Here is a 23,181-nt window from a genome sequence, read left to right as displayed (position 1 = left end):
AATGAGACTGATTCTTTTTCTGTTATTTTTTATCTCCACACTTTCATTAGTGCATGGTCAGCAAAAACCTGCGCAGAGAGATCCCTATTTGCAAAATCCGGTGAAAAACCAGCCACAGCAGTTGAGACCAGAGGATAAAGTGAAAATCATTCATGCAGATTATATTAAAAAAGATCCTGCAAAATATGACGGCAACCAATACCTTCAGGGAAATGTGAAAATCGAGCATCAGGGTTCTATCCTTACTGCCGATGAAGTGGTGCTGTACAATGAAGAGAACTTTGTAAAAGCAATTGGAAACACCAGGCTACAGAATACGGACGGTTCTGTAATTACTGCTGCAGAAATGGAATATGACGGGAATACCCAGAAAGGAGTTGCCCGGAAAAATGTAGTTCTTACTGATCCCAAGCAGACGATCAGGACAGATATTCTCTATTATGACAGACTTTCTAACCAGGCCTATTTTAATACGGGAGGAACGATTTCTGATGGTGAGAACGTCATGTATACAAAAACCGCGACCTACTTTCTTGATACCAAGATGATTGATTTTGTCGGAAATGTAAAAATTGACAGTAAAGATTATATTGTAGAGGGCGCTAATATTAAACAAAACCAGAATACCAAAGTTGCTGAGTTTTTCGGGCCGACTACCATTACCAACCGTGCTAATCCCAAGAACAGGGTTTATACCGAACGAGGGACTTACAAAATGAATTCTAAAGAAGCTTATCTTAATAAAAATTCCAAGATTTTTTATAATGATAAAATTCTTACCGGTGATGATATGTACTATAATCAGATCACAGGTTTTGGAACAGCAACCGGAAATGTCACCTTAGATGATCCTGAAGAAAGGAGATGGATAAAAGGAGGCTACGGAGAGATCTTTGAAAAGAAAGATTCTGCGATGATGACTAAAAATCCTTATGCGGTAAAAGCTTTTGAAAAAGATTCCATTTATTTTGCTGCGGAAAAAATTATTTCTTTCCAGAAACCGGATACTGCAGATGTTACCAAAAAGAAGAGTTTCCTGAGAGCATTCAGAAAAGGAAGGTTCTATAAATCCAATGCTCAGGGAAGAGCAGATTCCATCGCCTTTAATGAAACTGACGGAGTGATGCATATGTATACCGAACCCATCCTATGGAGCGGACAAAAACAGGTAACCGGAGATAAAGTGGAAGCCTACTTCAATACCACAACTCAGGATCTTGACTCTCTGAAAGTAATAGGAAATGCCTTTGCAATAAGCAAAGTAGATTCTCTCAACCTGAAAGATGAATTCAATCAGGTGAAAGGAAAGCTAATGACAGTCTATTATCAAAACAGCGATATAAAAGAAGCGAAAGTCATCGGGAATGCCCAATCAATTACTTATGCAGATGATTTCAATGAAAAAACAAAGGAAAATGAAAGAATTGGAATATCTCTTACTTCTTGCGGAATCATTGATGCGATATTCGAAGAAAAAGCGATACAGATTGTTTCCTGTAATATCGGGGCGACTTCCGATACTTATCCTATGAGTAAACTGGAGCCTGAAAAAAGAAAGTTTCCGGATTTTAACTGGAACACAAAAGACCGGATCATGAAATGGCAGGATATCCTTGTCGATACTCCAAATCATGAGGAAATAAAGTATGAAGCTGACAATACATTATATAATCAGGCACAGGAAGCTGTTGAAAAAGAAAAAGCTAAAGAAGAGGCTAAAAAACCTAAACGGACAAGGAAATAATTCGATTTAGGGAGCCGGCTTCCATAATTGGAGTTAAATTTTTTCTATAAACTATAAAACGCGGCCATTTTCGGAACGAAAATGGCCGCGTTTTATGCAAATAATGGCTTAAAAAATAAGATAAATATTTAATGTTTTTAAAATTTTATTTTGCTTCTTTTTATTTTATGGATCAATTATAAATGGATGTAAAATATTTATTACTATTAATTATTCATAAATAATCTAATATTTAATATTTGAATTAAATATTGTTTTTTATTCCTATGTGTTAAATAGTGAATTATTTACATCTTTATATGGGATATTTTATATATTTATTCTATCAGGAACCTTCTTTTAAACCCGACTCCTGAATACGTTTGCAAGGTAATATATTACCCTGAAAATAAAGAGATACGGTGTTACCAGTAACAGCTGAAAAGAAAGTCAGCTATATTAGTATTTTTGTGATTTGGTGATTCGCCCTTGGTTTTTTATCAGGGGCGATTCTTTTATTCTATCAGGATAATTTCGGCATTTAATGAATGTTTTTTAGCTTTGCTGAAATTTTTACAGGAATGGAAATGCAAAAAGATTTTTTTAGCTATCAGGCGCAAACGACAAAATTTGCTGCCGGTTTTGAAGTTGAGAAAGCAATAGGAAGTTATATTTTCGGGGCAGACGGTAAGAAATACCTGGATTTTGTGGCAGGGGTCTCTGCCAATACACTGGGGCATTCTCATCCAAAAGTTGTAGAAGCGATCAAAGAACAGGCAGAAAAATACCTGCATGTAATGGTGTATGGAGAATATGCACAGGAAAAACCGGTTGCATTATGCAAATTACTGACAGAAGCTACTCCTGAACCTCTTGAAGTTACCTATCTCGTGAATAGTGGCGCAGAAGCCATTGACGGAAGTTTAAAACTAGCCAAAAGATATACGGGAAGAGAAGAAATTGTTTCATTTAAAGACTCATACCACGGCAATACCCACGGAGCTTTAAGTGTTTCCGGAAATGAATTCCACAAAAGAGAATTCCGGCCTTTATTGCCGATGGTGAGCTTTATTGAATTCAATAAGGAAAAGGACTTTGATAAAATCACTGAAAAAACAGCCTGTGTGATTCTGGAAACCATTCAGGGAGCAGCGGGATTCCTGGTGCCGGATAACGATTATCTGATTAAATTAAAAAAGAGATGTGAGGAAGTGGGCGCTCTTTTAATTCTGGATGAGATTCAACCGGGGTTCGGAAGAACAGGAAAGCTATTTTCGTTTGAACATTATGGAATTGTTCCTGACATTCTGGTGATGGGAAAAGGAATGGGCGGTGGAGTACCGGTTGGTGCTTTCATGAGCTCAAGAGAAATTATGGATTCCCTGTCACATTCCCCGAAGCTTGGGCATATTACCACTTTCGGAGGAAATCCTTTAATTGCAGCTTCCAGTCATGCAACACTGAAAGAAGTTCTGGAAAGCGGTTTGATGGATCTTGTAGACGAAAAAGAAAAATTATTCAGAGAGCTTTTGGTGCATCCTAAAATTAAAAATGTAAATGGTAGAGGACTTATGCTGGCGGTAAACTTAGGCTCTCCGGAATATACTCTGGATGTTGCCAAAAAATGTATGGAAAAAGGATTGATTGTTTTCTGGCAGCTCTACAGAAATGAATACCTGAGAATATCACCGCCATTGACCATCTCTGAAGATGAAATCAGAGAAGGTTGCCAGATTATTCTGGACGTTTTAAATGAAAACTGATTAGTAGTTGAAGGTTGAGAGTTTATCGTTAAGAGTGCAAGATTGAAATAGTTGATATTTATAATCACGGATAAGCAAGGCTTATACAGTTTGTCTAAAAGTCTTTAACTTTTATCTGAGACAGGCAATTATGAGCTCTTAATCTTCAATCAAAAATATGCATTGCATCGTAGTTTTTCTGTTTAAAAACAACGTCCTACAGTGATTTAAAATCTCTGATAAAAATCATGCAGATTATGTAAAAAAGTAAATACAATTTTGTGTAATAAAAAAATTAATTTATATATTGCGGGACGATTAAAACAAAGATTATATGGCGAAACATAAAGTCCATTACGAATTTCCAATGCATTGTCTTTCAGAGATTTTATATGAGTATCTGGCGACGGCAGAGGGATTATCTGAATGGTTTGCGGATGAGGTAGTAGAAAAAGGGGATGATTTCTTTTTTAGCTGGGGTGGAGGCCCTGCTGAAAAGGCCACTTTGATTAGATATAAGCCGGAAGGTTTCGTCCGTTTCAGATGGGAAGAAGATGAAGGAACAAAAAATTTCTTTGAAATGACGATCACAATTGATGATATTACAGAAGACTTAGCTTTAAATATTACAGACTTCTGCGAAGAAGGTGATGAGGAAGAAAATGCAATGTATTGGGAAAACCTTATCGAAAACCTTAGAATAAAATTAGGTGCAGCATAACCTGAAGTTGTATAAATGGTAAAACTGATGAACGATTTATCGTTCATTATTTTTTTATAAATAAATCATACATTGGAAAATCAATATTTTACATCAGACGAATTGAATGTGAAAAACAGAGCGTTCCTTTCCGGAGACGCAGTGAAAGTTTCTTTCTTTGTGAGAGAGGGAAGACTTATTATAGATGAAGAATGCTATTTCTTCCTGATGGCCTCTATGAGAAAGATGAGAATGAATATTCCATTGACCTATACCCTTGAATTTTTTCAACAGCTTTTTCAAAAAGAAGTAATCGAAGAAAAAGGAATACAGAATGGAATTATTAATTTTCAGGTATTCAGGAATTCAGACGGAATCACTCTTTCCAAATCATCCGTTTCTTATTTTTATGAAGTGGATGAAAAAGAAGATGTATTGGCTGTCAATCAAAGACCTCTGGAATTGGATTTAATTAAAGAAATCAATGTCAACAACAATCTGCTGAGCAACATCAGGGTTCATTGCCCGGAAAACATCTATGGCAGTATTTATGCCCAGGAAAATGATCTGGATGACGTAATCCTGCTTAATCCCAATAAGAGAATTGCCCGTTCCACTTCAGGAAACCTTTTATTTTTAGACGGAAATATCATTAAAGTACCGAAGCAGTCTGAAGGAGCCTATATCTCTCCTTTACTGGAAAATTTTGTTACTTTTTTACATAAAAATAACCTTGCGGATACGCAGGAACACGAGATTATTGCCTTCGAATCTCAGAAAGCTGAAGAGATTTTAATGATCTCAGACGAAAAAGGCATATTTTCTGTAGGTAAAATAAGAAATAAGACTTTTGAAAGCTCCCGTTTTTTAGAAATGGTAGAAAGCTGGAAGAAAAGTTTTTAATTGACAAACCCGGTAAACAACAAAGTCCCAAAGTCCTTTACCGGGTTTTATTCTGAATAGTCCAGAATTTGTTTTTTTATTAGTATTCGCTGATGACCTCTACGAATTTTTGTGCGATTTCTTTTTGTCCCTTTTCACTGGAGACATATTCTCTGTCTTTCTTATTGTTGATAAATCCAAGTTCCATTATTACTGCCGGAGATTTAGATTCTCTTAAGATATGCAGGTTGCGTTCTTTGATTTCGCAAGATCCGAATTTTTGAGAAATTTTTTCAGCCAGTTTTCGGGATTCATCAGAATTTTGAACAAAAATTTCCTTTCCTTCTTTAGCAGTCTCTTGTTCAGGATTGCTATTCATATGTAAAGAAATTACCATCTCTGGCTTTAGTTCGTTAATTTTATTGGTTCTGTCGCTAAGAGTCGGAAAATCATCTGAGCTTCTGGTTAGAATAACCTCATATTTTTCCTGAGTTTCATTAAATTTTTGAATTTCTTTTGCGATATTTAAAGTAATCTCTTTCTCATAAACGCCACTGTGATTTGTCCCTAAATCATTCCCGCCATGTCCGGCATCAATGATAATGTATTTTTTGTTGATTGGGGTAAAAGATAAAAATGCTGTCGAAAAGAGAGATAAAGCAAGTAGTTTGATTCCTTTCATTGCAGTGATTTTTGGTTATCCAAAGAACGGAATTTCTTTCTTAAAAATTGGTTAAGGGAAGCTTAAAATTTGTTAATTTTTTAAACCGCTTTAAATTGAAAACGTGATAACTAGTTCAGGGAAATGTCTTCCGGGGAATTGGCCCACAATAAGTATTCGCCACCCAGATTCTGCATAATAGATTTCCAGAGGGTCTGGTCATTCGGAAGGGTGTAATCCAAATTATAAATATCTACCACAGTCCACATTTTTTTCTGAATCTCACTGTCCAGTTGTGATGCAGACCAGCCGGAATAGCCGGAAAATATTTTTACATCATTGATGCTTAGCTCACCACTGAGAACAGCACTGATAATATTTTCAATATCTTCGGTCAGATAAAACTCCTCTGTAATCTCTGTATAGATTTCAGTAACTTTCTTACCCTTTACAATAAAAAATACTTTATCGTTCTCTACAGGGCCGCCATCATACACCTCAATTTTAAAGTCAAAAAAGTTTTTGAACTTAGTACTCATCTGACTGTTTTTCTTGTTTAATATCAAACCAAATGCACCGCTTTCGTTATGTTCAATAATAAGCACTACCGATCTGGAAAAAATATCACCGGAAATATCAGGGGTGGAGATTAATATTTTACCTTTGTATGAGTAATTCATACTCAAATTTAATAAAAAATATTTATGGAAAACCTTCATGATAAAAGAAAAGTCTACGACAAATCCCAACTTATTGAAAGTGAGATAAAACAAAATCCCATTGAGCAATTCAGGGATTGGTTTCTTGAAGCATCGGAAAATCCAAATATTTCAGAAGCCAATGCAATGGCAATTTCTACCGTGGAAGATGACGGTTGCCCAAGAACCAGAATGGTTTTATTAAAAGCTTATACGCATGAAGGATTTATTTTTTATACCAATTACGGGAGTAAAAAAGGCCGGGCGATAGAGAAAAGTCATAAAGCTTGTCTTCATTTTTTCTGGCCAAATCTTGAAAGACAGATTATTATCAAAGCCAATCTTGAAAAAATTGCGGAAAACCTCAGTGACGGATATTTTCATTCAAGACCGAAAGGAAGCCAGCTTGGTGCTGCAGTTTCCCCACAGAGTCAGGTAATTCCCAATAGAGAATTCCTGGAAGAAAAGCTTAAAGATCTTGAAAAGGAATATGAAAATACCGAAGTGCCAAGACCTGAAAATTGGGGTGGTTACTTAGCGAGACCTTATGAAATCGAATTCTGGCAGGGAAGGCCCAACAGATTGCATGACAGGATTGTTTATGAATTGATTGATGATCTGGATTGGAAAATTTCCAGGTTGGCTCCGTAGTTTTTATTTAAAAAAAAGTTGCAGCAACTGATATAAAAAGCGACGACTGATATACAAATGGTAACTGAGGTTCTCGAAGTCACCAATTTCCAATAAAAAAACCTCATCGATCGATGAGGTTTGAATTTTTTTAATCTGAATGATTATTTTTTCTTAGCACCGGAAACTGCATTTGATAAATCAGCACCAGCCTTGAATTTAGCAACTTTTTTAGCAGCAATTTTGATTGGTTTTTTAGTTGCAGGGTTAATACCTTGTCTAGCTGCTCTCTCAGCTACTGAGAAAGTACCGAATCCTACTAAAGAAACTTTTCCGTCTTTTTTCTTTAAAGTAGAAGTTACATTAGAGATAAAAGATTCTAGAGCAGACTTAGCTGCAACTTTAGTGATTCCTGCATCTTTTGCGATTGCGTCGATTAATTCAGACTTGTTCATAATTTTTAATATTAAAGTTGGTTCGTAATTATAGCAAATATAATACTATTTTCTAATTGTGCAATTATTTTATTAAAACTTGTGCAATTTTTTTAATTTTTAATGAAAACAATTAAAATATGATAATTTGAGTTTTCACGAAAAATCTACGTTACCCGTCACTAAAATCATGCCAAATGCTTATGTGTATTGACTTTAGCATAAATTTAATATTGTTTTTTGTATTTATTAAATCCTGAATTTCGTGTAAACTATTGATGCTTTTGTCGATATGATTGTAAATTATGTAATTAAAATCCCGATATTTTGTGTTTTGTAAAATTAAATAGCTGGCTGTCTGGGACTTTTAAAATAAGGGTAAAACATCTTTTTATTAATTTTTATTAATAAATTTGCAGCATGTTAATAGAAGTTTTCAAATCTAAGATTCACAGGGTAAGAGTTACAGCCTCAGACCTTAATTATATTGGAAGTATAACGATCGATGAAGACCTTATAGAAGCTGCAGGTTTGGTAGTGGGTGAAAGGGTGTATATCGTTAATGTAAATAACGGCGAGCGTTTCGATACTTACATCATCAAAGGTAAAAGAAAGTCCGGAGAAGTCTGTCTGAATGGCCCTGCCGCAAGAAAAGTGCAGAAAGATGATATCATTATCATTATTGCGTATGCGCAGATGACTCCTGAAGAGGCAAAAACATTCCAGCCGAAGATTGTCTTTCCGGATGAAAAAACAAACCTTCTTACCTGATTTATGGAGAAAAAATCAACTAATCCCATAAGATCAGTAATTACAGTTGTAATTTCGCTTGCTTTCGCAGGCTTTTTTTTATGGCTGGCATTAAAAGGGCTTGATTTTGAAGTTATACAGAAATCACTCGCTAAAGCCAATTACCTTTGGGTTTTATTTGCAGCCGTATTTGGAATTCTGGCGTACTGGTTTCGTGCGATCCGCTGGAATCTTCTTCTGGAACCCATGGGGCATCAGATTTCCAACTCCAATTCATTATGGTCTATTTCGTTCGGTTATCTCATGAACCTTACCATCCCGAGAAGTGGTGAAGTAGCAAGGGCAACAGCATTATACGGCGTGGAGAAAGTTCCGGTAGACAAATCTTTTGGAACCATTATTCTTGAAAGGGTAGTGGATCTGGTTTGTATGATGGGTTTTTTAGGATTAACCATGATCTTTAAATACAAAGCGATCCTGTCTTTCTATGAAAATTCAGGAGTTGATATCAACCCGAATAAAATTCTGATTATTCTTTTGATTTTGGTGGCAGGGACCGTTTTATTCTTTATGCTTAAAAAGAAGCTGGCTGCCATTCCTGTTTTAGGAAAGATTATCGGTTTTATAGATGGGATTTTTCAGGGACTGACTTCAATTTTTAAACTGAAACATAAAGGTAAATTCATCCTTTATACTTTAGGAATCTGGATTTCCTATTACTTTGCAGCATATCTGGTATGCTTTGCATTGCCTGAAACTTCGGACTTTACCATAGCAGACGGTTTCTTTATCATTGTAGTTGGAACACTGGGAATGATCATTCCTGCAAGTGGCGGAATCGGTGCTTTTAACCTTGCGATGAAGTTCGGTTTTATGGCTTTGTTTATATCGATGGGGAAAAGTGCAGAGCTGGGCGGTGAAATGGGTCTTACCTATTCCTTTATTTCTTTACCATTACAGATTACCATTATGCTGGTAATGGGACTGATTTCCATTCCGATGCTGGCAAAAGCTAGAAATAAAGTAGTTTCTGAGCAGGAAATTAAAGGCTGATTTTTAATTTAGATTTTAAAAAATATACAGATCCGGTCATTATTTGATCGGATTTTTTTAGCTTGATATTGACATAATTTAACATCAAATATATTTGGACAATTCCCTAATCATCGCTACCTTAGATGAAACAACAGATTTATTATTATGGCAATTAATTTACAGAAAGGACAAAGAATAGATTTAGGATTTACAAAGATGACCATAGGTTTGGGTTGGGATCCGAATGAAGGAAGAGGATATGATTTTGACCTTGATGCTTCGGCAATCATGATTGATGCTGACAGAAAATTAGTGAGTGAAGAATATTTTATTTTTTATAATAATTTGAATTCTCCGGATGGAGCTTTAACCCACACAGGAGATGATTCCAGCGGTAAAAACAGTGACGGTGACGATGATGAATCCATTATTATTGACCTGGAAAAAGTAGACAGCAGAGTTGAAGAAATTCTTTTTGTAGTAACCATAGAAGATTTTGAAAGAAGAAAGCAAAACTTCGGACAGGTTCGGAATTCATACATCAGGATTATTGATAATATCAGCAATCAGGAAATTGCAAAATATGAGCTGGATGAAGATTTTTCCATTGAAACAGGAGTAGAATTCGGAAGGCTGTACAAGCGTGGCGGAAGCTGGAAATTTGAAGCCTCAGGAATCGGATACAGAGCTGATCTGGCCTTCTTCCTGGAAAAATACTATAAAGGACAAATCATCAAATAATATGGCAATTAATTTACAGAAAGGTCAGACAATTAATTTAAGGAAAAATGACCGCGGTGAAGATGTTTATGACCTTTCCACGGTTACCATCGGCTTAGGATGGGATGTTCGTAAGCAGGGTGGTTTTTTCAGTAATCTATTCAATAAAGAAGCCGAGTATGACCTTGATGCTGTAGCATTTCTTCTGGATAGCAACGGTAAAGTAGCCAATATGGGAAACACGGTACAGAGAGCCAACGGAAAACAGATTGTGCTCTATGGCGGAGATGTCATCTATTTCAATTCAATGCGGCATCCGTGCGGACAAATCTGGCTGACCGGGGATAACAGAACCGGAGAAGGTGACGGCGATGATGAGCAGATCATTGTGAAATTAGACCAGCTTGATCAGCGTTATCAGAAAATTGTATTTGTGGTCTCTATTTATCAGGGGAATACCAACAGGCAACATTTTGGAATGATCGAAAATGCTTTTATCAGAGCAGTAGATGCAAGAGGAAAGGAAATTACAAAATTCAGCCTTTCCGGTGATGAAGGTATGAACGGAATGTGTTCCATGGTTTTTGCAGAAGCTTACCGGTATAATGGTGACTGGAAGTTCAGGGCAATAGGAGAGCCTTACCGGACGGATAATTTTATAGAAGTCCTGGTACCCTATACCTACAAATAATAAAAAGTATGCAGAACAGCATACTTTTTTCAGCTTGAAAACCTCATCATATAAGAATACTCATCCTCATCAATAACTTTAAAGCCCAGACTGGCATACAGATTCTGAGCTTTGTTGGTCTTTAAAACACTTAAGGTGACCGGTTTCCGAACGGATAAACTTTCTTCGATAATGTCTTTTAAAATAGCTTTTCCTATTCCTTTGCCTTGTTGTTTGGGATCAATCTGAATTTGTATAACTTCTATTTTGTCTTCACTCCGGTCTGCTTTTAACAATCCGATGGGCTCATCATTCAGAAGGATAATCTGGGCTTTGTCAAACCGGTATTGTATTCTTTGAAGATGAAACTCTTTTTCCGTAGGCAGATTTGAGCTTGAAAGATGCTCGTTCATTGTTTTTATTCTCAGGTCGAGTAAAAAATCAATATCATTTTCTGAGGCTTTCTTATATTGTAAATCCATACCTTTTATTTCTGTTTAAACTCCTGTTCTAAAATAAGAAAATAGAATTTTATATAAGAATTATTTTTCCTTTTCTTTGTGAAAAATTAATAATATGCTTAATATTTTCAGTGCGATAAATTCATACATCAGCTCTATGTTGGAGGATGAAAATACATCACCGGTAAATTTGTCATTAGAAAGTATGATGGCTGTTTTTACAAAACTTAAAAAAGAAGACTTCCCTAAAAATACTATTCTGGTAAAACCCGGACATATTTGCGAAAATATTTATTTCATTGAAAAAGGAGCAGCAAGAATTTTCTATTATAAAGATGAAAAAGATGTTACTGACGGTTTTAGAGGAGAAGAAACGTTATTGCTGTCGATCATCAGTTTCATTCGTCAGAAACCTGATAAAAGGGGAATTGAACTTCTGGATGATTCTGTTTTATGGAAGCTCAGTTATAAAGACCTTGAAGCTTTAGCAGCTGAGCATCCCGATATTCAGTATTTATACAGAATGATCATGAGCAGCGTGCTTATCATGACCCAGAACAGAATAGACAGGATGCTGTTTCAGACCGCGGAAGAAAGATATGATGATTTTGTAAAATCACATCCAAGAGCGAATGAGCTTCTTACTTTAGGAATGATTGCTTCATTTTTAGGAATTACCCAGGAAACATTAAGCCGAATCCGAGCGAAAAAATAGGCATTGCATAAGAGGATAGCCTGATAAGTGAGTATAAGTATCTGATTATCATTACGTTCCGTATTGTTTCAGTAAAATAGAAATGAAAAAAACAAACTTTCAAATTCGGAAGGAACTGAAATTCTTATTTAAGCATCATGAAGCTTAATGATTGAACCCTTATAAAATTTGGTAGAATCATACAGATCCGAAAAATAAGTATAGATATTCTGCGGCGTACTTTCCAGGATCAATCCTCCGTTATTGGCGCTGAATTGTTCTTCTGCAAAGGAAAATAAAGTCTTATGTTCTGTTTTCAGATAATCAGCTAAAATATTCCGGTCATCTTTTTGCACCATAGCTGAATAAAATATTCCATAAATTAAAAAATGGTTGAATTCTTCAGAATCAACTTTGTAATTTAAACGTTGCTGAGAATATTTTTCATAATCTGAAAGAATTTGTTGAAAACTATGCACATCAGAGGTAGCCGGTATTTCATAAAACAAATCGATCCCGTTAATGAAAAGCTGGGTTTTCACCTCTTCGCTATCCGAATGATAGTTATGGTTAAACCACGAGAAAATATTCAGCAGTTCTTCCTTCGTGAGGTTTTCTACGGAATCTTTTACTTTCTGTTTGATGATTTCAAGGCTTGCTTTTTTATCGTTGTCTAAAAAATTGAGTACATCTTGTTCTTCACGGCAGAGTTTATTGTACAGATTGATTTTGGCAACGTTTGGGTTGGGTTTTATGAAATAAAGTTCTTCTGCCATATAGGTGTAATCATATTTAATTATGTGGTGGTTTTGTACAATATTTTCTACACTAAGGTAAAGAAAATTTATTCTGTTCCGGAGAAAATATTAAATTCTTTTTATGCTTCTCTTAATATATTTCCGGTTATGGGTTTGAATAAAATTGTTAAAAACAGATAGACGGATCTGTTTTTTAGGAGGATATTTTTCATCTCTCAATTTCATATTATCCCTATCTGTTTTTCGGCTGTATTTTCAGAAATCGGAAAAATAGAATGAATAGAAACCTCATCCTATAAACTTAAAATTATTCTCATTCAAAAGCCGGAATTATGATCTGCTGCTTAAAAGAAAATGACAGCTTTACGGCTGCCATTGTTATTATTTGAGATACTGTTCTATCGCCGCTTCAATCTGATTGAGCTCACCCATTTTCCTAGAGATGATCTTACCGTTACTGTCAACAAGGATCTGTAAGGGCACTACTGAGGCATTGAGCTTTTTTGGAAATTCCTTATTCAGGTCAAAATAGTTTTTCCAGCTGATATTATTCTGATGCAAAATTTTATCTGCCCGTTCCATCCTTTCTTTGGTCTGATCATCGGCGATACTGATGAAATTAACTCCCTTATCTTTATATTTTTCGCGTAGCTTCACCAGATTGGGCAAATCTTTAATGCAGGGATGGCAGGTGCTTGACCAATAATCAATCAAAGTCAGTTTATAATTTGAGAAATCGGTTTGGGTAATGCTGTCTGTGGAATTCAGCTGCATATCAGGGAAATTACCTCCGGAAGCCGTGAGATTTTCAATAACCAGCATTTTATCGAGTTCCTTGTAACTGTTTGTATTTTTCAGCTTATTGGAAAATAATGCTAAACTTTCAAGATAAATTTTGTTGAAGCCAAGCGTGGAAAAATCATTGACAATCTCCCAGAAAGCAGGATAAGAGTTCGGATTTTTCCTGATATAAGCCTGTAATAATTTTTGTTTGTTTTCAATATCTTCAGGATTGTTTTCCTGAAAAGGTTTTAATTTTTCATCTGCTGCTTTCAGGCTTTCTTTCAGCTTTTTATATTCTGTATTGGTAATAGAGGCAGACTCTAAACTGTAGTCAAGGTCTTTATTCTTAATCTGAATCTTTTGACTGCCTTTCTCAACGAAAAATATTTTTGAAGAATAGCCGCCGTTTATAGCCGCATCATAATAAGAAATTACAAAAGGCTGAGGATAGTCTATGGTTCCCGAAACGCTGTTTTCAGGTTTAATCCTGATTGTTGCAGCACTCATTTTTTTTCTGAAAGCCACATTTTTATTTTCATCTACATTCAGGTGATAAAGACCGAAAATATTGGTCATACTCATCGGCGGAGCCATAAACAGAGAATCCTTTTCGAATTGAGGAGCATTGATTTCTATTTTAAAATTCGTCTGGGCAAAAGCTATTGTTGATAATGAAATAAGGAATACTTGTGAAATTTTTTTCATGTATAAAGTAAGATTGTAATGTAAAGATATGCTTTTACCCGATATGTAAGATAAATTATACCCAATAAAAAAGAGGCCTTAAAAATGACCTCTGTATAACAATTATGACCGGATTTTATTTAAAAATCCATCACGGTATCCAGGCCACGTCTCAGCCCTGTGAATGTCCCGATTTTTTCAATGGCCAATAAAGCTCCTTTTACATAGGGCTCGGCGCTGGTTCCGGAATCATGCCTTATGATCAATTTCTCATCTTTCAGTCCGAAAATCGTTTCAACGGCAATCACATGTCCCGGAAGTCTCACCGAATGTACATGTACCCCTTCCATCTCTGCACCCCGGGTTTCTTTTTCACCAATCAGCTGATCCGTGGGAATGTAAACAGTTGGCTTCTGGATCATGGCAAGGCGATGCGCGAGCTCTCTCACCGTACCGCTTGGAGTATCAATTTTATGCTCATGGGCATAATCAATGATCTCGTAATTGGTGATATATTTTGCTGCGATCTCCGCGAATTTCTGTAAAAGGACAACGGTAAGGGCAAAATTTCCTACGGCCAGGACAGAAGTGTTGTTTTCATTCGCTGCCTTTTCTATTTCGGCATAATCTTCCGTTGTTAATCCCGAAGTTCCTACAATTACTTTTTTGCCTCTTTTTAAAGCAGCCAGGATATTGGTTTTGGCGATATCCGGTCTGGTGTAATCAAACAAAACATCAAAATCTACTGCATCAAGAGCTTTTTCTATCGTATCAAATACCGGGATTTCTTCATTCCTGAGATTAAGTATTTCCGCTAAATTCTTCCCATTATGAGAACGGGATAATCCGCCGGCCAGTTTCATTCCTTCCTGTTTAAAAACACCTTTGCTCAGTTCGGATCCGGCCCAGCCTGTAGCACCTGCAATGAATACTTTGATCATGATATTTTTTGTTTAAGTTAAAATTATTTTGGTAACTATATACCATTTTACACTTATTTTTTCTTGCTTCTTTGATCGGTTTTTATCGCAAAGAAAATGATGAGTCAAACCTATTAAGATGAGCAAAGTTTTTTAATCTATTAAAATAGATTTTCAAAGGAATGCTTCATAGCAGTTTTACTGCTTTTCTTTGCTTTTCTTAAAATATCGCAATCGGATTTTAAAAGCTTTGCGTTAATAAAAATGATGAGTGTAAAATGGTATATAGTTGCCATTATTTTTTATTCCACTTCAAAAACAGCCTGGATTTCTACTGAGGAATTCACAGGAATTGAAGAAGCTCCGAACATTGCCCTTCCATGTTTTCCTTTTCCCCAAATACTTCGACCGCAGGATCTGAAGCAACATTCATTAAAGCGGCATATTGGGTATAGGTATCCCGGGTATTGAAAGTTCCTGTTACCTGCACACAACATTTTACACGATTTAAAACGCCTCCTGTTGCTTCATTTAAAACTGTTGATTGTATAAAAATCCAGAATGGCTGCAATGTTATTGTGGAATCTATTTAGTATTATTGCTTACTGAAGGTTTTTCAATACTACTTTTGCGATATTCCTCGTCACTTCTGTAGGCGAATGACAGTCACAGTTGCTGAATCCTATTACATAAATGTCCTTTCCGGGAATATAAACCGCCATACTTTTAAAGCCGAAAATACTTCCACCATGTTCTCTTACAGGTATTCCGTTGATATCCTTAAGATGCCATCCATAACCGTAAGTCAATTGTTCACCGTTGTTTAATTTATATGGACGGAAGGCTTTTTCTGTTTCTTTGGATCCCAGCAATATATTTTTATTTAAGGCATTCTGCCACTTCAGCATATCATCAACGGTTGACATTAATGAGCCCGAGGAAAAGGGAACACTGAAGCTGATCATTGTTTTATTCACATATCCATGCTCTTTTTTATGGTATCCATAGGCTCTGTTGGGGATGATCTGCCTGTCGGTGGCATAATAAGAATGAGTCATTCCAACTTTGTCAAAAATGTTTTTCTTAATAAAATTTTCATAGGTTTCCCCGGAAACCAATTCTATGATGTACCCTAAAACTACATATCCCGAATTGTTATAGTCAAACTTTTCTCCCGGAGCAAAATCAACAGGCTCGTTTTTGAAAAAATCGACCATCATTTCGGGCTTCATTTCTTTTTGGGCAATTGTGGAAAGAGATTTCATTTTTGTAAAATCTTTAATTCCCGAGGTGTGCGTCAGTAAATGATAAATGGTTATTTGATCACCGGCAGGATAGTCTTTGATGTATTTTGATACAGGGTCCTGTACATTCAGTTTGCCCTGCTCTTCAAGTATTAAAATAGAAATTGCAGTAAACTGTTTGGTCATCGAGCCTATCTGGAAAACGTAATCCGGAGTCAGATTGGCATCAAGCTCAAGATTTGCTTTTCCAAATGCTTTCCGGTAAATCGGTTTTCCTTTTTGAGCTATCATAAATACACCGCCGGGTCCGTCGGGGTCGTTAAATTCACTGGTGATTAAACTGTCAATTTTCTTTTCATAGGTCTGTGCACTGTTGGTATTGAAAGACAATAACAATACGATCAGGAACAAGAAAGTTTTTTTATTTGCATAACGATGTTGTTTGTTATGCAAAGATATGATTAATTTAAATTACTATGTAATGCAATATAGTGATTTGTAGAAAAAATCTGAAATCTTTTCGATGTGAAGAAGTTTTATTATTTATTGCCCTTTAACTGAGTATCAAGATTATTGAAGAAAGATTCAAATTTTGGCAGGTCATTTTTATTGATCTGAGATTGTGCAATGACCAATATTTTATCCGAAGTCCAGAAGATAAAATCTCCTGAAAAGTGACTTACTTCCGTCAGATCACTGATCCTGATCTCTTTTTTAGGAATTGAATTGACTTTGATCTTGTCATCAGTAACCTCAAGGTATTTGCTGAAATATTCATAAGCGAAGTACAAAATGTAAAATATTCCGACCACTATTGTAAGGGAAGGACCCCATTGAGAAGTGTTGCTGATTTCCAAAAAATAACTTATCCCTATGGCAATCCAGAGAACTCCTAAAATTAAATTAATAAAAGGCCTTTTGTGAGGATAAGCAATTTTCATTTCCATGATTTTCAATAAAATTATAAAATTAATTTCTATAAAATATAGATAGGTGAGAATTTTATTTTGTATGCCTTTTTGGAATTGTGAAAACCTAAGGTGGTTAAAAGAGCACTTATGTATTGTTTCTGTTTGAATATTAATTTAAATTGAAAAATAAAAAGCTCCTGATCTCTCAAAAGCTTTTTATTGTATTTTATCCGAATGCTCTTTTCAATAAGCTTTCCACTTTCGGCTCACTGCCTCTGAAGCTTTTATACAGTTCCATCGGATCTTTGGTTCCGCCCGAAGAGAGAAGGATTTTATATTTTGCGGCGATTTCAGGATTGAAAATTCCGTTTTCCTTAAAATACTGGAAAGCATCGGCATCCAGTACTTCCGCCCATTTATAAGAATAATATCCTGCAGAATACCCACCCTGGAAAATATGTGAGAAACTTGGGCTCATCGCTGTTTCCGGATTGGAAGGATAAAGTTGGGTAGCTTTGGTATACTTGTCTTCAAATTCTTTTACACTTTCGTTCTCCAGCTCATTCACTTTAGTATGGTACATCATATCCAGGATTCCGAATCCTAATTGTCTCATGGTCTGGTAACCTTCCATAAAGTTTTTAGACTGTTCGATCTTTTCGATTTTTTCGTCAGGAAGTACTTCTCCTGTTTTATAGTGCCTTGCAAATGTTTTCAGGAATTCCGGCTCGTAGCAGAAGTTTTCCAGAAACTGGGAAGGCAATTCCACAAAATCCCATTTTACAGAAGTTCCTGAAAGGCCGGGATATTGAGTGTTGGCCAACATTCCGTGAAGGGCATGGCCAAATTCATGGAACAAAGTGGTCACTTCCTGGAAAGTCAGTAAACTAGGGGTATCTTTGGTAGGTTTTGTAAAATTACAGACGATTGAAATATGCGGCCGGGAATTTTCACCACCTTTCTGGTACTGGTTTTTATAACTGGTCATCCACGCTCCGGCTCTTTTTCCTTTTCTCGGAAAATAATCTGCATATAAAACAGATTTGAATTGCCCGTCTTCTTTTACTTCATATGTTTTTACGTCTTCATGGTATTTCGGGATATCATTTCTTTCTTCAAAAGTCAGCCCGAAAAGTTTCTGGGCCAATCCGAAAACGGCTTCCTGCACTTGATTTAAAGGAAAGTAAGGTTTTAATTCCTCATCATTAAAGTCAAATTTCTGCTTACGAAGCTTTTCTGCATAAAAAGTATGGTCATAAGCCTGCATTTCTTCAATACCATCAGCTTTTGCAAGAGATTTTAGCTCTTCTATTTCAGTATTGGCATAAGGTTTTGCTTTTGTCAAAAGTTCATTTAAAAAATCCAGAACTTTGGCTGGAGATTTGGCCATTCTTTCTTCTAAAACAAAATCTGCATAATCATTGTATCCTAATAATTCAGCTTTCTGTTGTTTTAAATTGAGCAATTCCCTGATCAGATTCTGATTATCGAATTCCCCGCCGTCAAAAGATTTTTTACCGTTGGCAAGAGCCAGCTCTTTTCTCAGTTCACGGTTTTCAGCGTAGGTCATAAAAGGAATATAGCTTGGATACTGTAAGGTGATTACCCAGCCTTCAAGATTTCTTTCTTTGGCTTCTTCAGCAAATTGATCGATGATGGCATCGGGAATTCCTGCAAGATCCTTTTTATCTGTAATATGTTTAAAATAAGCGTTGGTGGATGCCAGAACATTTTGCCCGAACTGCAGCGATTTTAAAGACAAATCCATATTGATTTTCTTTAATTTTTCTTTGTCCTCATCATTAAGCAGGGCACCGCTTCTCACAAAACCTTTATAGGTCTCTTCCAAAAGCATTTGCTGCTCCTCGTTGAGGTTATATTTTTGTTTCTCATCATAAACCTTTTTGATTTTATTGAACAAAGCTTCATTCTGAGAGACTTTTGAAGAATATTCCGTTAAAATCGGGGAAACTTCCTGAGCGATCTGCTGGAGTTCGTCACTTGTTTCTGCGGAATTTAAATTGAAAAATATATTGGAAACGATATCAAGCTTTTCTCCCGAATAAGCCAGTGCTTCAACCACATTTCTAAAATCAGCGTCTTCAGTATTGGAAATAATGGCGTTAATTTCATCCTCAGATTGCTGAATCAGTTCTTTAAAAGCCGGAAGATAATCTTCATTTTTAATTTGGTCGAATGGTGGGGTATGGTAAGGAGTATTAAAAGTTTCTGTTAAAATATTCATCTTTTAATTTTTAATTAATGTAAATTTAAATATTTGAATGGATTATAGTGTCTGAAAGCCTCAAAAATAATGCCTAGATGAGGATTTGTGACAAAATTGTTGCCATCTTTTATAATCTTGTCATATGGAAAGCGATGATGTTGCCGGAATAATTAATTTTGACTTAACATTAAAATATAAAAACTATGAAAGCAATTTTGAAAATTTTAGGAGTACTCATCGTACTGGTTATCCTGTATGTTGTTTTTGCCATGTTGGTATTCAGCAAAGACTATCACTTTGAAAAATCAGTGATGATTAATGCTCCGAAAGAGAAAGTATGGCAGTATGTAGGGTCTACAAAAGCCATGAATGTATGGAATCCGTTTGCAAAGGCTGATAAAAATATTGTAATTACCTATTCGGGAACGAGTGGTCAGGTGGGAGATTCTTACCATTGGAAAGGAAATGATAAAGTAGGAGAGGGCGAGCAAAGCGTAACCGCTGTAACCCCGAATGAAAAACTGACCAGCAAACTTCATTTCATCAAACCTTTTGAAGGTGATGCAACAGCAAATTTCATTCTGACTCCGGAAGGAAACGGAACAAAAGTCACCTGGACTATGGATAATGAGCTGAACACAATGATGAAGATCATGAAGCCGATGATGGACAGCCAGATGGGCAAAATGTTTGAGCAGGGACTAGGAGATCTGAAAACTTTAGCTGAAAAATAAAAAAAATAAAGCCCGGTGAATTTGCAGGGCTTTATTATTTTAAAAAATATTATCTTTATGTAAAGATTAGATTTATGGAGAAGATAGTATTTGAGAAAAATCACATAAGAGATTATGTAAAAACTGTGATTGATGAAAAGATTGAAAAATTAAAAAACTTTATAGAATTTACTTTAGAGGCGAGCCGTGATATCAAAAAAACTCCGAAATATGACAGTATGAGAACGGAAATGCAGGAAGAGATATACCAGATGCAGCGACAGCTCGGCGCACTGAACGATCTTAAGAAAAATATGGCCAAAGTTTTAAATAACAGTACCGAAAAAGTTCAGCTTAGTTCACTGGTCATTACCAATAAAGCCCGTTTTTATATCTCGGTTTCTCTGGGAGAGTTCTTTTTTGAAGGTGACCGGTTTTATGCCATTTCCCCTGAAAGCCCGATGGCTAAAAAGATGATGGGAATGGTCCCCGGAGACTCATTTACCCTGAATAATATCCATCAAGAGATTGTTGAGGTACTTTGATTTTTTTTCAATGTAACAATTTAATCATGTAATAATCTGCCAATGTATCGGTGTAGTAATATTTCAGCAAAGCAGAAATCAAATTTCTATACTACACACCTTTAAATCTATCCTCCATTATATTCATTTTATATTCGTCGATTATTGTGAGAAAATCATATTTAATTGAGCATCATGCATTCAATTACATATTGTAAATTTGTCTCATGAATAAAGCGGAAATTTTAAAAGAAATCATAGAGCAAAGAAGAAGTATTTTCCCAAAAGATTATTCTGAAAATGAAATATCCGGGGAAATTATCGATGAAATACTGCATTCTGCCACATTAGCTCCCAATCATAAACGTACAAAGCCATGGCGTTTTAAAGTCTTCAAAGGAGAAGAAAAAGAACAGTTAGCTTTGGAAATGCAGGCTATTTACAAAGCGACCCAGCCGGAACATACCTTTTTGGAAAAAAAATATCAGGATATTGGTTTTAAAATCAATAAAGCGGATGTTGTTGTTTCCATTATAGTCAATTTTAGTGGAATGGTCCCTGAATGGGAAGAAATTGCTGCCGTTTCCATGGCGGTACAGAATATGTACCTTACCTGTACAGCAAATAATATAGGCTGTTACTGGAGCTCTCCGGGTATTGTAAATCATCTTAAAGAATCTTTGACCATCGAGGAAAACCAGAAATGTCTGGGACTTTTCTATATGGGACGTCTTGACTAGAAAAAAAATATTATTCGTAAATAATGTTTTTTCCTGAGCTAATATTACGTAAAAATAGCAAATAGTTTCAATGTATTTTTCAACCGGTTCCAATTAACGAAAATTGTGTTTTAATAGAGCTCCGGTTGGGATTTTGGTTTTTGATTTTGTCCTGAAAAGTATTTACCTTGGAACCGAATTTAAAACCAAATGTAATGAAAAACAAAATTATTTTATTAAAGGCTGTATTGCTTTGTACAGCCGGTGTTTTTAGTGATCTGAGTGGTCAGTGTCCGGGTGCAACAAGTATTTATACTCTTACCACGAATGGAAAAAAGTATGAAGTTGTGAAGTCTAAAGCAACCTGGACAGGGGCAGCACAATGTGCCGTGCAGAGAGGCGGATATCTGGCTGAAATTAACAGCGCTGCCGAGCAAAATACTGTTTTTACGATGTTGCAGAGTGCAGCAGCCGGAGTCAATACAGCCAATACCACGGCTCCTGACGGAGGAGATGCTTCTTATGTATGGATTGGGGGATATAAAAGAGGAGTTGGAGGTACAGAATGGATATGGGATGGTAGTGGCAATAATACTAATGGAGGGATTGCCTTTTGGACTGGAGGACCAGCAACAAGTGGTGGAATGGGGATTACTGGTGCCTATACTAACTGGGGGACTGCGCCAGGTGGACCTCCGGTTGCAGTTGAACCAGATAATTTTCAAAATATGCAAACTCATTTGGGGTTGGCGCTAACAGGATGGCCGATGGGAAATGCCGGACAATGGAACGACTTGTATGGGGGAGATCTATTATATTATGTAATCGAATATGACTCTACATTAGGAACAGATGATCTTAAATCAAAACAGGAATCTGTGCAGCTGTATCCGAGCATAGTAAACGAATTCCTGCAAATTAAAACCAATAAAAATATAACAGGCATTACATTCACAGATATTACAGGAAGAAAACTGAAATCAGTTTCTGTAAACAATACATCTGATGAAAAAGTGGATTGTACCTCATTAGCTAAAGGAGTTTATTTTGTTGAAATCGGATATCAGGATAAAACTTTCTCCAAACATAAGATCATAAAGGCTGGTAAATAAGCCTGCTCTGAAAAGAAAAAGCTGCTCACTTTTTGAATCAGCATTTTTATGCAATTTATTTTGTTTACTATTGATAAATGATTAGAATTGATAGAAAAGAGAAAAAAAATTATTAAATTATCATATTGACATTTCAACATATAAGAAAAAGTATTATCTTTGCACTCTTAAATATTTAACTGGGACGAGTTCCCATAAAATTCAAACATTATGTCAGTAAAAATCAGATTACAAAGACACGGTAAAAAAGGGAAACCTTTCTTCCACATCGTGGTTGCAGATTCTAGATCAAGAAGAGATGGTAGATTCATCGAAAAACTAGGAACTTACAACCCAATTACTAACCCTGCAACTATCGATTTGAACGTTGATTCTGCTGTAAAGTGGTTAAACAACGGTGCTCAACCAACTGATACTGCTAGAGCGATCCTTTCTTACAAAGGTGCACTTTACAAAAAACACTTACAAGGTGGTGTTGCTAAAGGAGCGTTTGATGAGGCTGAAGCTGAAAAAAGATTCAATGCTTGGTTAGAAGCTAAAGATGCAAAAGTACAAGGTAAAGTAGAAGGTTTAACTAAAGCTCAGGCTGATGCTAAAAAAGCTGCTTTAGAAGCTGAAATCAAAGTAAACGAAGCTAGATTAGCTGCTGCTGCACAAGCTGAAGCTGATGCTAAGGCTGCTGAAGAAGCTGCTAACGCACCTGCTGAGGAAGTTGTTGCTGAAGAAGCTACAGAAGGAGAAGCTCCTGCTGCTGAGACTGAAGAAAACACTGAAGCTTAAGAAAAA

The 23,181-nt window shown here is 36.0% G+C and carries 25 protein-coding genes and 1 pseudogene; 15 read left to right on the top strand and 11 right to left on the bottom strand.

Annotated features, from left to right (window positions below; translation table 11 throughout):
* The first annotated feature begins 1 nt into the window (after position 1).
* From AB8P06_RS09505 to AB8P06_RS09490, 4 genes are all read left to right on the top strand, one after another.
* Complete coding sequence (locus AB8P06_RS09505; protein ID WP_369840805.1) at positions 2-1,744, top strand: OstA-like protein; 1,743 nt, start codon at positions 2-4, stop codon at positions 1,742-1,744.
* Between the two features lie 566 nt (positions 1,745-2,310).
* Positions 2,311-3,486 carry an aspartate aminotransferase family protein gene (locus tag AB8P06_RS09500; protein ID WP_369840979.1) on the top strand — a complete coding sequence of 392 codons (1,176 nt, stop codon included), beginning with the start codon at positions 2,311-2,313 and terminating at the stop codon, positions 3,484-3,486.
* Positions 3,487-3,799: 313 nt separating this feature from the next.
* Positions 3,800-4,186: an START-like domain-containing protein gene (locus AB8P06_RS09495; RefSeq protein WP_007840736.1), complete on the top strand. Its 387-nt coding sequence runs from the start codon at positions 3,800-3,802 to the stop codon at positions 4,184-4,186.
* Between the two features lie 72 nt (positions 4,187-4,258).
* A complete protein-coding gene (locus tag AB8P06_RS09490) occupies positions 4,259-5,068 on the top strand; it encodes an aminotransferase class IV (RefSeq protein ID WP_369840804.1) in 810 nt (269 codons plus the stop codon).
* A 79-nt stretch (positions 5,069-5,147) separates the two neighbouring features.
* On the opposite strand, the gene AB8P06_RS09485 is transcribed toward AB8P06_RS09490, so the two are convergent.
* Positions 5,148-5,729, bottom strand: a complete 582-nt coding sequence (locus AB8P06_RS09485; RefSeq protein WP_369840803.1) for an N-acetylmuramoyl-L-alanine amidase family protein — start codon at positions 5,727-5,729, stop codon at positions 5,148-5,150.
* Between the two features lie 110 nt (positions 5,730-5,839).
* A complete protein-coding gene (locus AB8P06_RS09480; RefSeq protein WP_369840802.1) occupies positions 5,840-6,388 on the bottom strand; it encodes a YqgE/AlgH family protein in 549 nt (182 codons plus the stop codon).
* Positions 6,389-6,412: 24 nt separating this feature from the next.
* Between AB8P06_RS09480 and pdxH the strand changes: the two genes are divergently transcribed.
* Entirely contained in the window at positions 6,413-7,057 is a 645-nt protein-coding gene (gene pdxH / locus AB8P06_RS09475) for a pyridoxamine 5'-phosphate oxidase (RefSeq protein WP_369840800.1), read from the top strand.
* A 143-nt stretch (positions 7,058-7,200) separates the two neighbouring features.
* Here the strand turns inward: pdxH and AB8P06_RS09470 are convergent, their stop codons facing one another.
* The gene (locus AB8P06_RS09470) at positions 7,201-7,491 is read right to left on the bottom strand and encodes an HU family DNA-binding protein (protein WP_007840750.1); all 291 of its coding nucleotides are present in this window, start codon (positions 7,489-7,491) and stop codon (positions 7,201-7,203) included.
* A gap of 399 nt (positions 7,492-7,890) precedes the next feature.
* Here AB8P06_RS09470 and panD point away from each other — a divergent pair, with 399 nt between their 5' ends.
* The 4 genes from panD to AB8P06_RS09450 all read left to right on the top strand — a co-directional run bounded on the left by panD (position 7,891) and on the right by AB8P06_RS09450 (position 10,666).
* The gene (gene panD / locus AB8P06_RS09465) at positions 7,891-8,241 is read left to right on the top strand and encodes an aspartate 1-decarboxylase (RefSeq protein WP_089027581.1); all 351 of its coding nucleotides are present in this window, start codon (positions 7,891-7,893) and stop codon (positions 8,239-8,241) included.
* A 3-nt stretch (positions 8,242-8,244) separates the two neighbouring features.
* Positions 8,245-9,273 carry a lysylphosphatidylglycerol synthase transmembrane domain-containing protein gene (locus AB8P06_RS09460; protein WP_369840797.1) on the top strand — a complete coding sequence of 343 codons (1,029 nt, stop codon included), beginning with the start codon at positions 8,245-8,247 and terminating at the stop codon, positions 9,271-9,273.
* A 147-nt stretch (positions 9,274-9,420) separates the two neighbouring features.
* Positions 9,421-9,996 (top strand): TerD family protein, encoded by a 576-nt coding sequence (locus AB8P06_RS09455; RefSeq protein ID WP_369840795.1) that lies wholly within the window; start codon positions 9,421-9,423, stop codon positions 9,994-9,996.
* Position 9,997: 1 nt separating this feature from the next.
* A complete protein-coding gene (locus tag AB8P06_RS09450; protein WP_369840793.1) occupies positions 9,998-10,666 on the top strand; it encodes a TerD family protein in 669 nt (222 codons plus the stop codon).
* A 29-nt stretch (positions 10,667-10,695) separates the two neighbouring features.
* Here AB8P06_RS09450 and AB8P06_RS09445 read toward each other — a convergent pair whose 3' ends face one another.
* Positions 10,696-11,127, bottom strand: a complete 432-nt coding sequence (locus AB8P06_RS09445) for a GNAT family N-acetyltransferase (RefSeq protein WP_369840791.1) — start codon at positions 11,125-11,127, stop codon at positions 10,696-10,698.
* A 94-nt stretch (positions 11,128-11,221) separates the two neighbouring features.
* Between AB8P06_RS09445 and AB8P06_RS09440 the strand changes: the two genes are divergently transcribed.
* A complete protein-coding gene (locus tag AB8P06_RS09440; protein WP_369840789.1) occupies positions 11,222-11,821 on the top strand; it encodes a Crp/Fnr family transcriptional regulator in 600 nt (199 codons plus the stop codon).
* Between the two features lie 128 nt (positions 11,822-11,949).
* Here AB8P06_RS09440 and AB8P06_RS09435 read toward each other — a convergent pair whose 3' ends face one another.
* The 7 genes and pseudogenes from AB8P06_RS09435 to AB8P06_RS09405 form a co-directional block, all read right to left on the bottom strand.
* Positions 11,950-12,576, bottom strand: a complete 627-nt coding sequence (locus tag AB8P06_RS09435; RefSeq protein ID WP_369840787.1) for a hypothetical protein — start codon at positions 12,574-12,576, stop codon at positions 11,950-11,952.
* Between the two features lie 363 nt (positions 12,577-12,939).
* A complete protein-coding gene (locus AB8P06_RS09430; RefSeq protein WP_369840785.1) occupies positions 12,940-14,046 on the bottom strand; it encodes a TlpA family protein disulfide reductase in 1,107 nt (368 codons plus the stop codon).
* Between the two features lie 119 nt (positions 14,047-14,165).
* On the bottom strand, positions 14,166-14,966 hold the full coding sequence (dapB, locus tag AB8P06_RS09425) for a 4-hydroxy-tetrahydrodipicolinate reductase (protein ID WP_369840783.1): 801 nt from the start codon (positions 14,964-14,966) through the stop codon (positions 14,166-14,168).
* Between the two features lie 281 nt (positions 14,967-15,247).
* A pseudogene (locus AB8P06_RS09420) lies at positions 15,248-15,483 on the bottom strand (RidA family protein); the annotation flags it as partial.
* Positions 15,484-15,547: 64 nt separating this feature from the next.
* On the bottom strand, positions 15,548-16,600 hold the full coding sequence (locus AB8P06_RS09415; RefSeq protein ID WP_369840781.1) for a serine hydrolase domain-containing protein: 1,053 nt from the start codon (positions 16,598-16,600) through the stop codon (positions 15,548-15,550).
* A gap of 128 nt (positions 16,601-16,728) precedes the next feature.
* On the bottom strand, positions 16,729-17,130 hold the full coding sequence (locus AB8P06_RS09410) for a hypothetical protein (protein WP_369840779.1): 402 nt from the start codon (positions 17,128-17,130) through the stop codon (positions 16,729-16,731).
* 196 nt (positions 17,131-17,326) lie between these two features.
* The gene (locus tag AB8P06_RS09405) at positions 17,327-19,345 is read right to left on the bottom strand and encodes a M3 family metallopeptidase (protein WP_369840778.1); all 2,019 of its coding nucleotides are present in this window, start codon (positions 19,343-19,345) and stop codon (positions 17,327-17,329) included.
* Positions 19,346-19,530: 185 nt separating this feature from the next.
* Between AB8P06_RS09405 and AB8P06_RS09400 the strand changes: the two genes are divergently transcribed.
* The 5 genes from AB8P06_RS09400 to AB8P06_RS09380 all read left to right on the top strand — a co-directional run bounded on the left by AB8P06_RS09400 (position 19,531) and on the right by AB8P06_RS09380 (position 23,175).
* A complete protein-coding gene (locus tag AB8P06_RS09400; protein ID WP_369840777.1) occupies positions 19,531-20,061 on the top strand; it encodes an SRPBCC family protein in 531 nt (176 codons plus the stop codon).
* Positions 20,062-20,135: 74 nt separating this feature from the next.
* Positions 20,136-20,585, top strand: coding sequence for a hypothetical protein (locus tag AB8P06_RS09395; protein WP_369840776.1), 450 nt, complete (start codon positions 20,136-20,138; stop codon positions 20,583-20,585).
* Positions 20,586-20,791: 206 nt separating this feature from the next.
* Entirely contained in the window at positions 20,792-21,304 is a 513-nt protein-coding gene (locus tag AB8P06_RS09390) for a nitroreductase family protein (protein WP_369840775.1), read from the top strand.
* A gap of 194 nt (positions 21,305-21,498) precedes the next feature.
* Positions 21,499-22,395, top strand: a complete 897-nt coding sequence (locus AB8P06_RS09385; RefSeq protein ID WP_369840773.1) for a T9SS type A sorting domain-containing protein — start codon at positions 21,499-21,501, stop codon at positions 22,393-22,395.
* Between the two features lie 210 nt (positions 22,396-22,605).
* Positions 22,606-23,175: a 30S ribosomal protein S16 gene (locus AB8P06_RS09380; RefSeq protein WP_369840771.1), complete on the top strand. Its 570-nt coding sequence runs from the start codon at positions 22,606-22,608 to the stop codon at positions 23,173-23,175.
* Positions 23,176-23,181 lie beyond the last annotated feature (6 nt).

This window comes from Chryseobacterium tongliaonense (assembly GCF_041224435.1).
In the GTDB taxonomy this organism is placed as follows: domain Bacteria; phylum Bacteroidota; class Bacteroidia; order Flavobacteriales; family Weeksellaceae; genus Chryseobacterium; species Chryseobacterium tongliaoense.
Note: the sequence above shows the minus strand (reverse complement) of the source record. Positions and strands in the feature narration are given on the sequence as shown.

Bases quoted from the DNA above. Each gene is read 5' to 3' on its own strand.
- AB8P06_RS09395 (WP_369840776.1), top strand. From the start codon at position 20,136: ATGGAGAAGATAGTATTTGAGAAAAATCACATAAGAGATTATGTAAAA.
- panD (WP_089027581.1), top strand. From the start codon at position 7,891: ATGTTAATAGAAGTTTTCAAATCTAAGATTCACAGGGTAAGAGTTACA.
- AB8P06_RS09440 (WP_369840789.1), top strand. From the start codon at position 11,222: ATGCTTAATATTTTCAGTGCGATAAATTCATACATCAGCTCTATGTTG.
- AB8P06_RS09450 (WP_369840793.1), top strand. From the start codon at position 9,998: ATGGCAATTAATTTACAGAAAGGTCAGACAATTAATTTAAGGAAAAAT.
- AB8P06_RS09380 (WP_369840771.1), top strand. From the start codon at position 22,606: ATGTCAGTAAAAATCAGATTACAAAGACACGGTAAAAAAGGGAAACCT.
- pdxH (WP_369840800.1), top strand. From the start codon at position 6,413: ATGGAAAACCTTCATGATAAAAGAAAAGTCTACGACAAATCCCAACTT.
- AB8P06_RS09385 (WP_369840773.1), top strand. From the start codon at position 21,499: ATGAAAAACAAAATTATTTTATTAAAGGCTGTATTGCTTTGTACAGCC.
- AB8P06_RS09470 (WP_007840750.1), bottom strand. From the start codon at position 7,491: ATGAACAAGTCTGAATTAATCGACGCAATCGCAAAAGATGCAGGAATC.
- AB8P06_RS09445 (WP_369840791.1), bottom strand. From the start codon at position 11,127: ATGGATTTACAATATAAGAAAGCCTCAGAAAATGATATTGATTTTTTA.
- AB8P06_RS09460 (WP_369840797.1), top strand. From the start codon at position 8,245: ATGGAGAAAAAATCAACTAATCCCATAAGATCAGTAATTACAGTTGTA.
- dapB (WP_369840783.1), bottom strand. From the start codon at position 14,966: ATGATCAAAGTATTCATTGCAGGTGCTACAGGCTGGGCCGGATCCGAA.
- AB8P06_RS09500 (WP_369840979.1), top strand. From the start codon at position 2,311: ATGCAAAAAGATTTTTTTAGCTATCAGGCGCAAACGACAAAATTTGCT.
- AB8P06_RS09455 (WP_369840795.1), top strand. From the start codon at position 9,421: ATGGCAATTAATTTACAGAAAGGACAAAGAATAGATTTAGGATTTACA.
- AB8P06_RS09505 (WP_369840805.1), top strand. From the start codon at position 2: ATGAGACTGATTCTTTTTCTGTTATTTTTTATCTCCACACTTTCATTA.
- AB8P06_RS09405 (WP_369840778.1), bottom strand. From the start codon at position 19,345: ATGAATATTTTAACAGAAACTTTTAATACTCCTTACCATACCCCACCA.
- AB8P06_RS09485 (WP_369840803.1), bottom strand. From the start codon at position 5,729: ATGAAAGGAATCAAACTACTTGCTTTATCTCTCTTTTCGACAGCATTT.
- AB8P06_RS09480 (WP_369840802.1), bottom strand. From the start codon at position 6,388: ATGAATTACTCATACAAAGGTAAAATATTAATCTCCACCCCTGATATT.
- AB8P06_RS09430 (WP_369840785.1), bottom strand. From the start codon at position 14,046: ATGAAAAAAATTTCACAAGTATTCCTTATTTCATTATCAACAATAGCT.
- AB8P06_RS09400 (WP_369840777.1), top strand. From the start codon at position 19,531: ATGAAAGCAATTTTGAAAATTTTAGGAGTACTCATCGTACTGGTTATC.
- AB8P06_RS09410 (WP_369840779.1), bottom strand. From the start codon at position 17,130: ATGAAAATTGCTTATCCTCACAAAAGGCCTTTTATTAATTTAATTTTA.
- AB8P06_RS09390 (WP_369840775.1), top strand. From the start codon at position 20,792: ATGAATAAAGCGGAAATTTTAAAAGAAATCATAGAGCAAAGAAGAAGT.
- AB8P06_RS09495 (WP_007840736.1), top strand. From the start codon at position 3,800: ATGGCGAAACATAAAGTCCATTACGAATTTCCAATGCATTGTCTTTCA.
- AB8P06_RS09435 (WP_369840787.1), bottom strand. From the start codon at position 12,576: ATGGCAGAAGAACTTTATTTCATAAAACCCAACCCAAACGTTGCCAAA.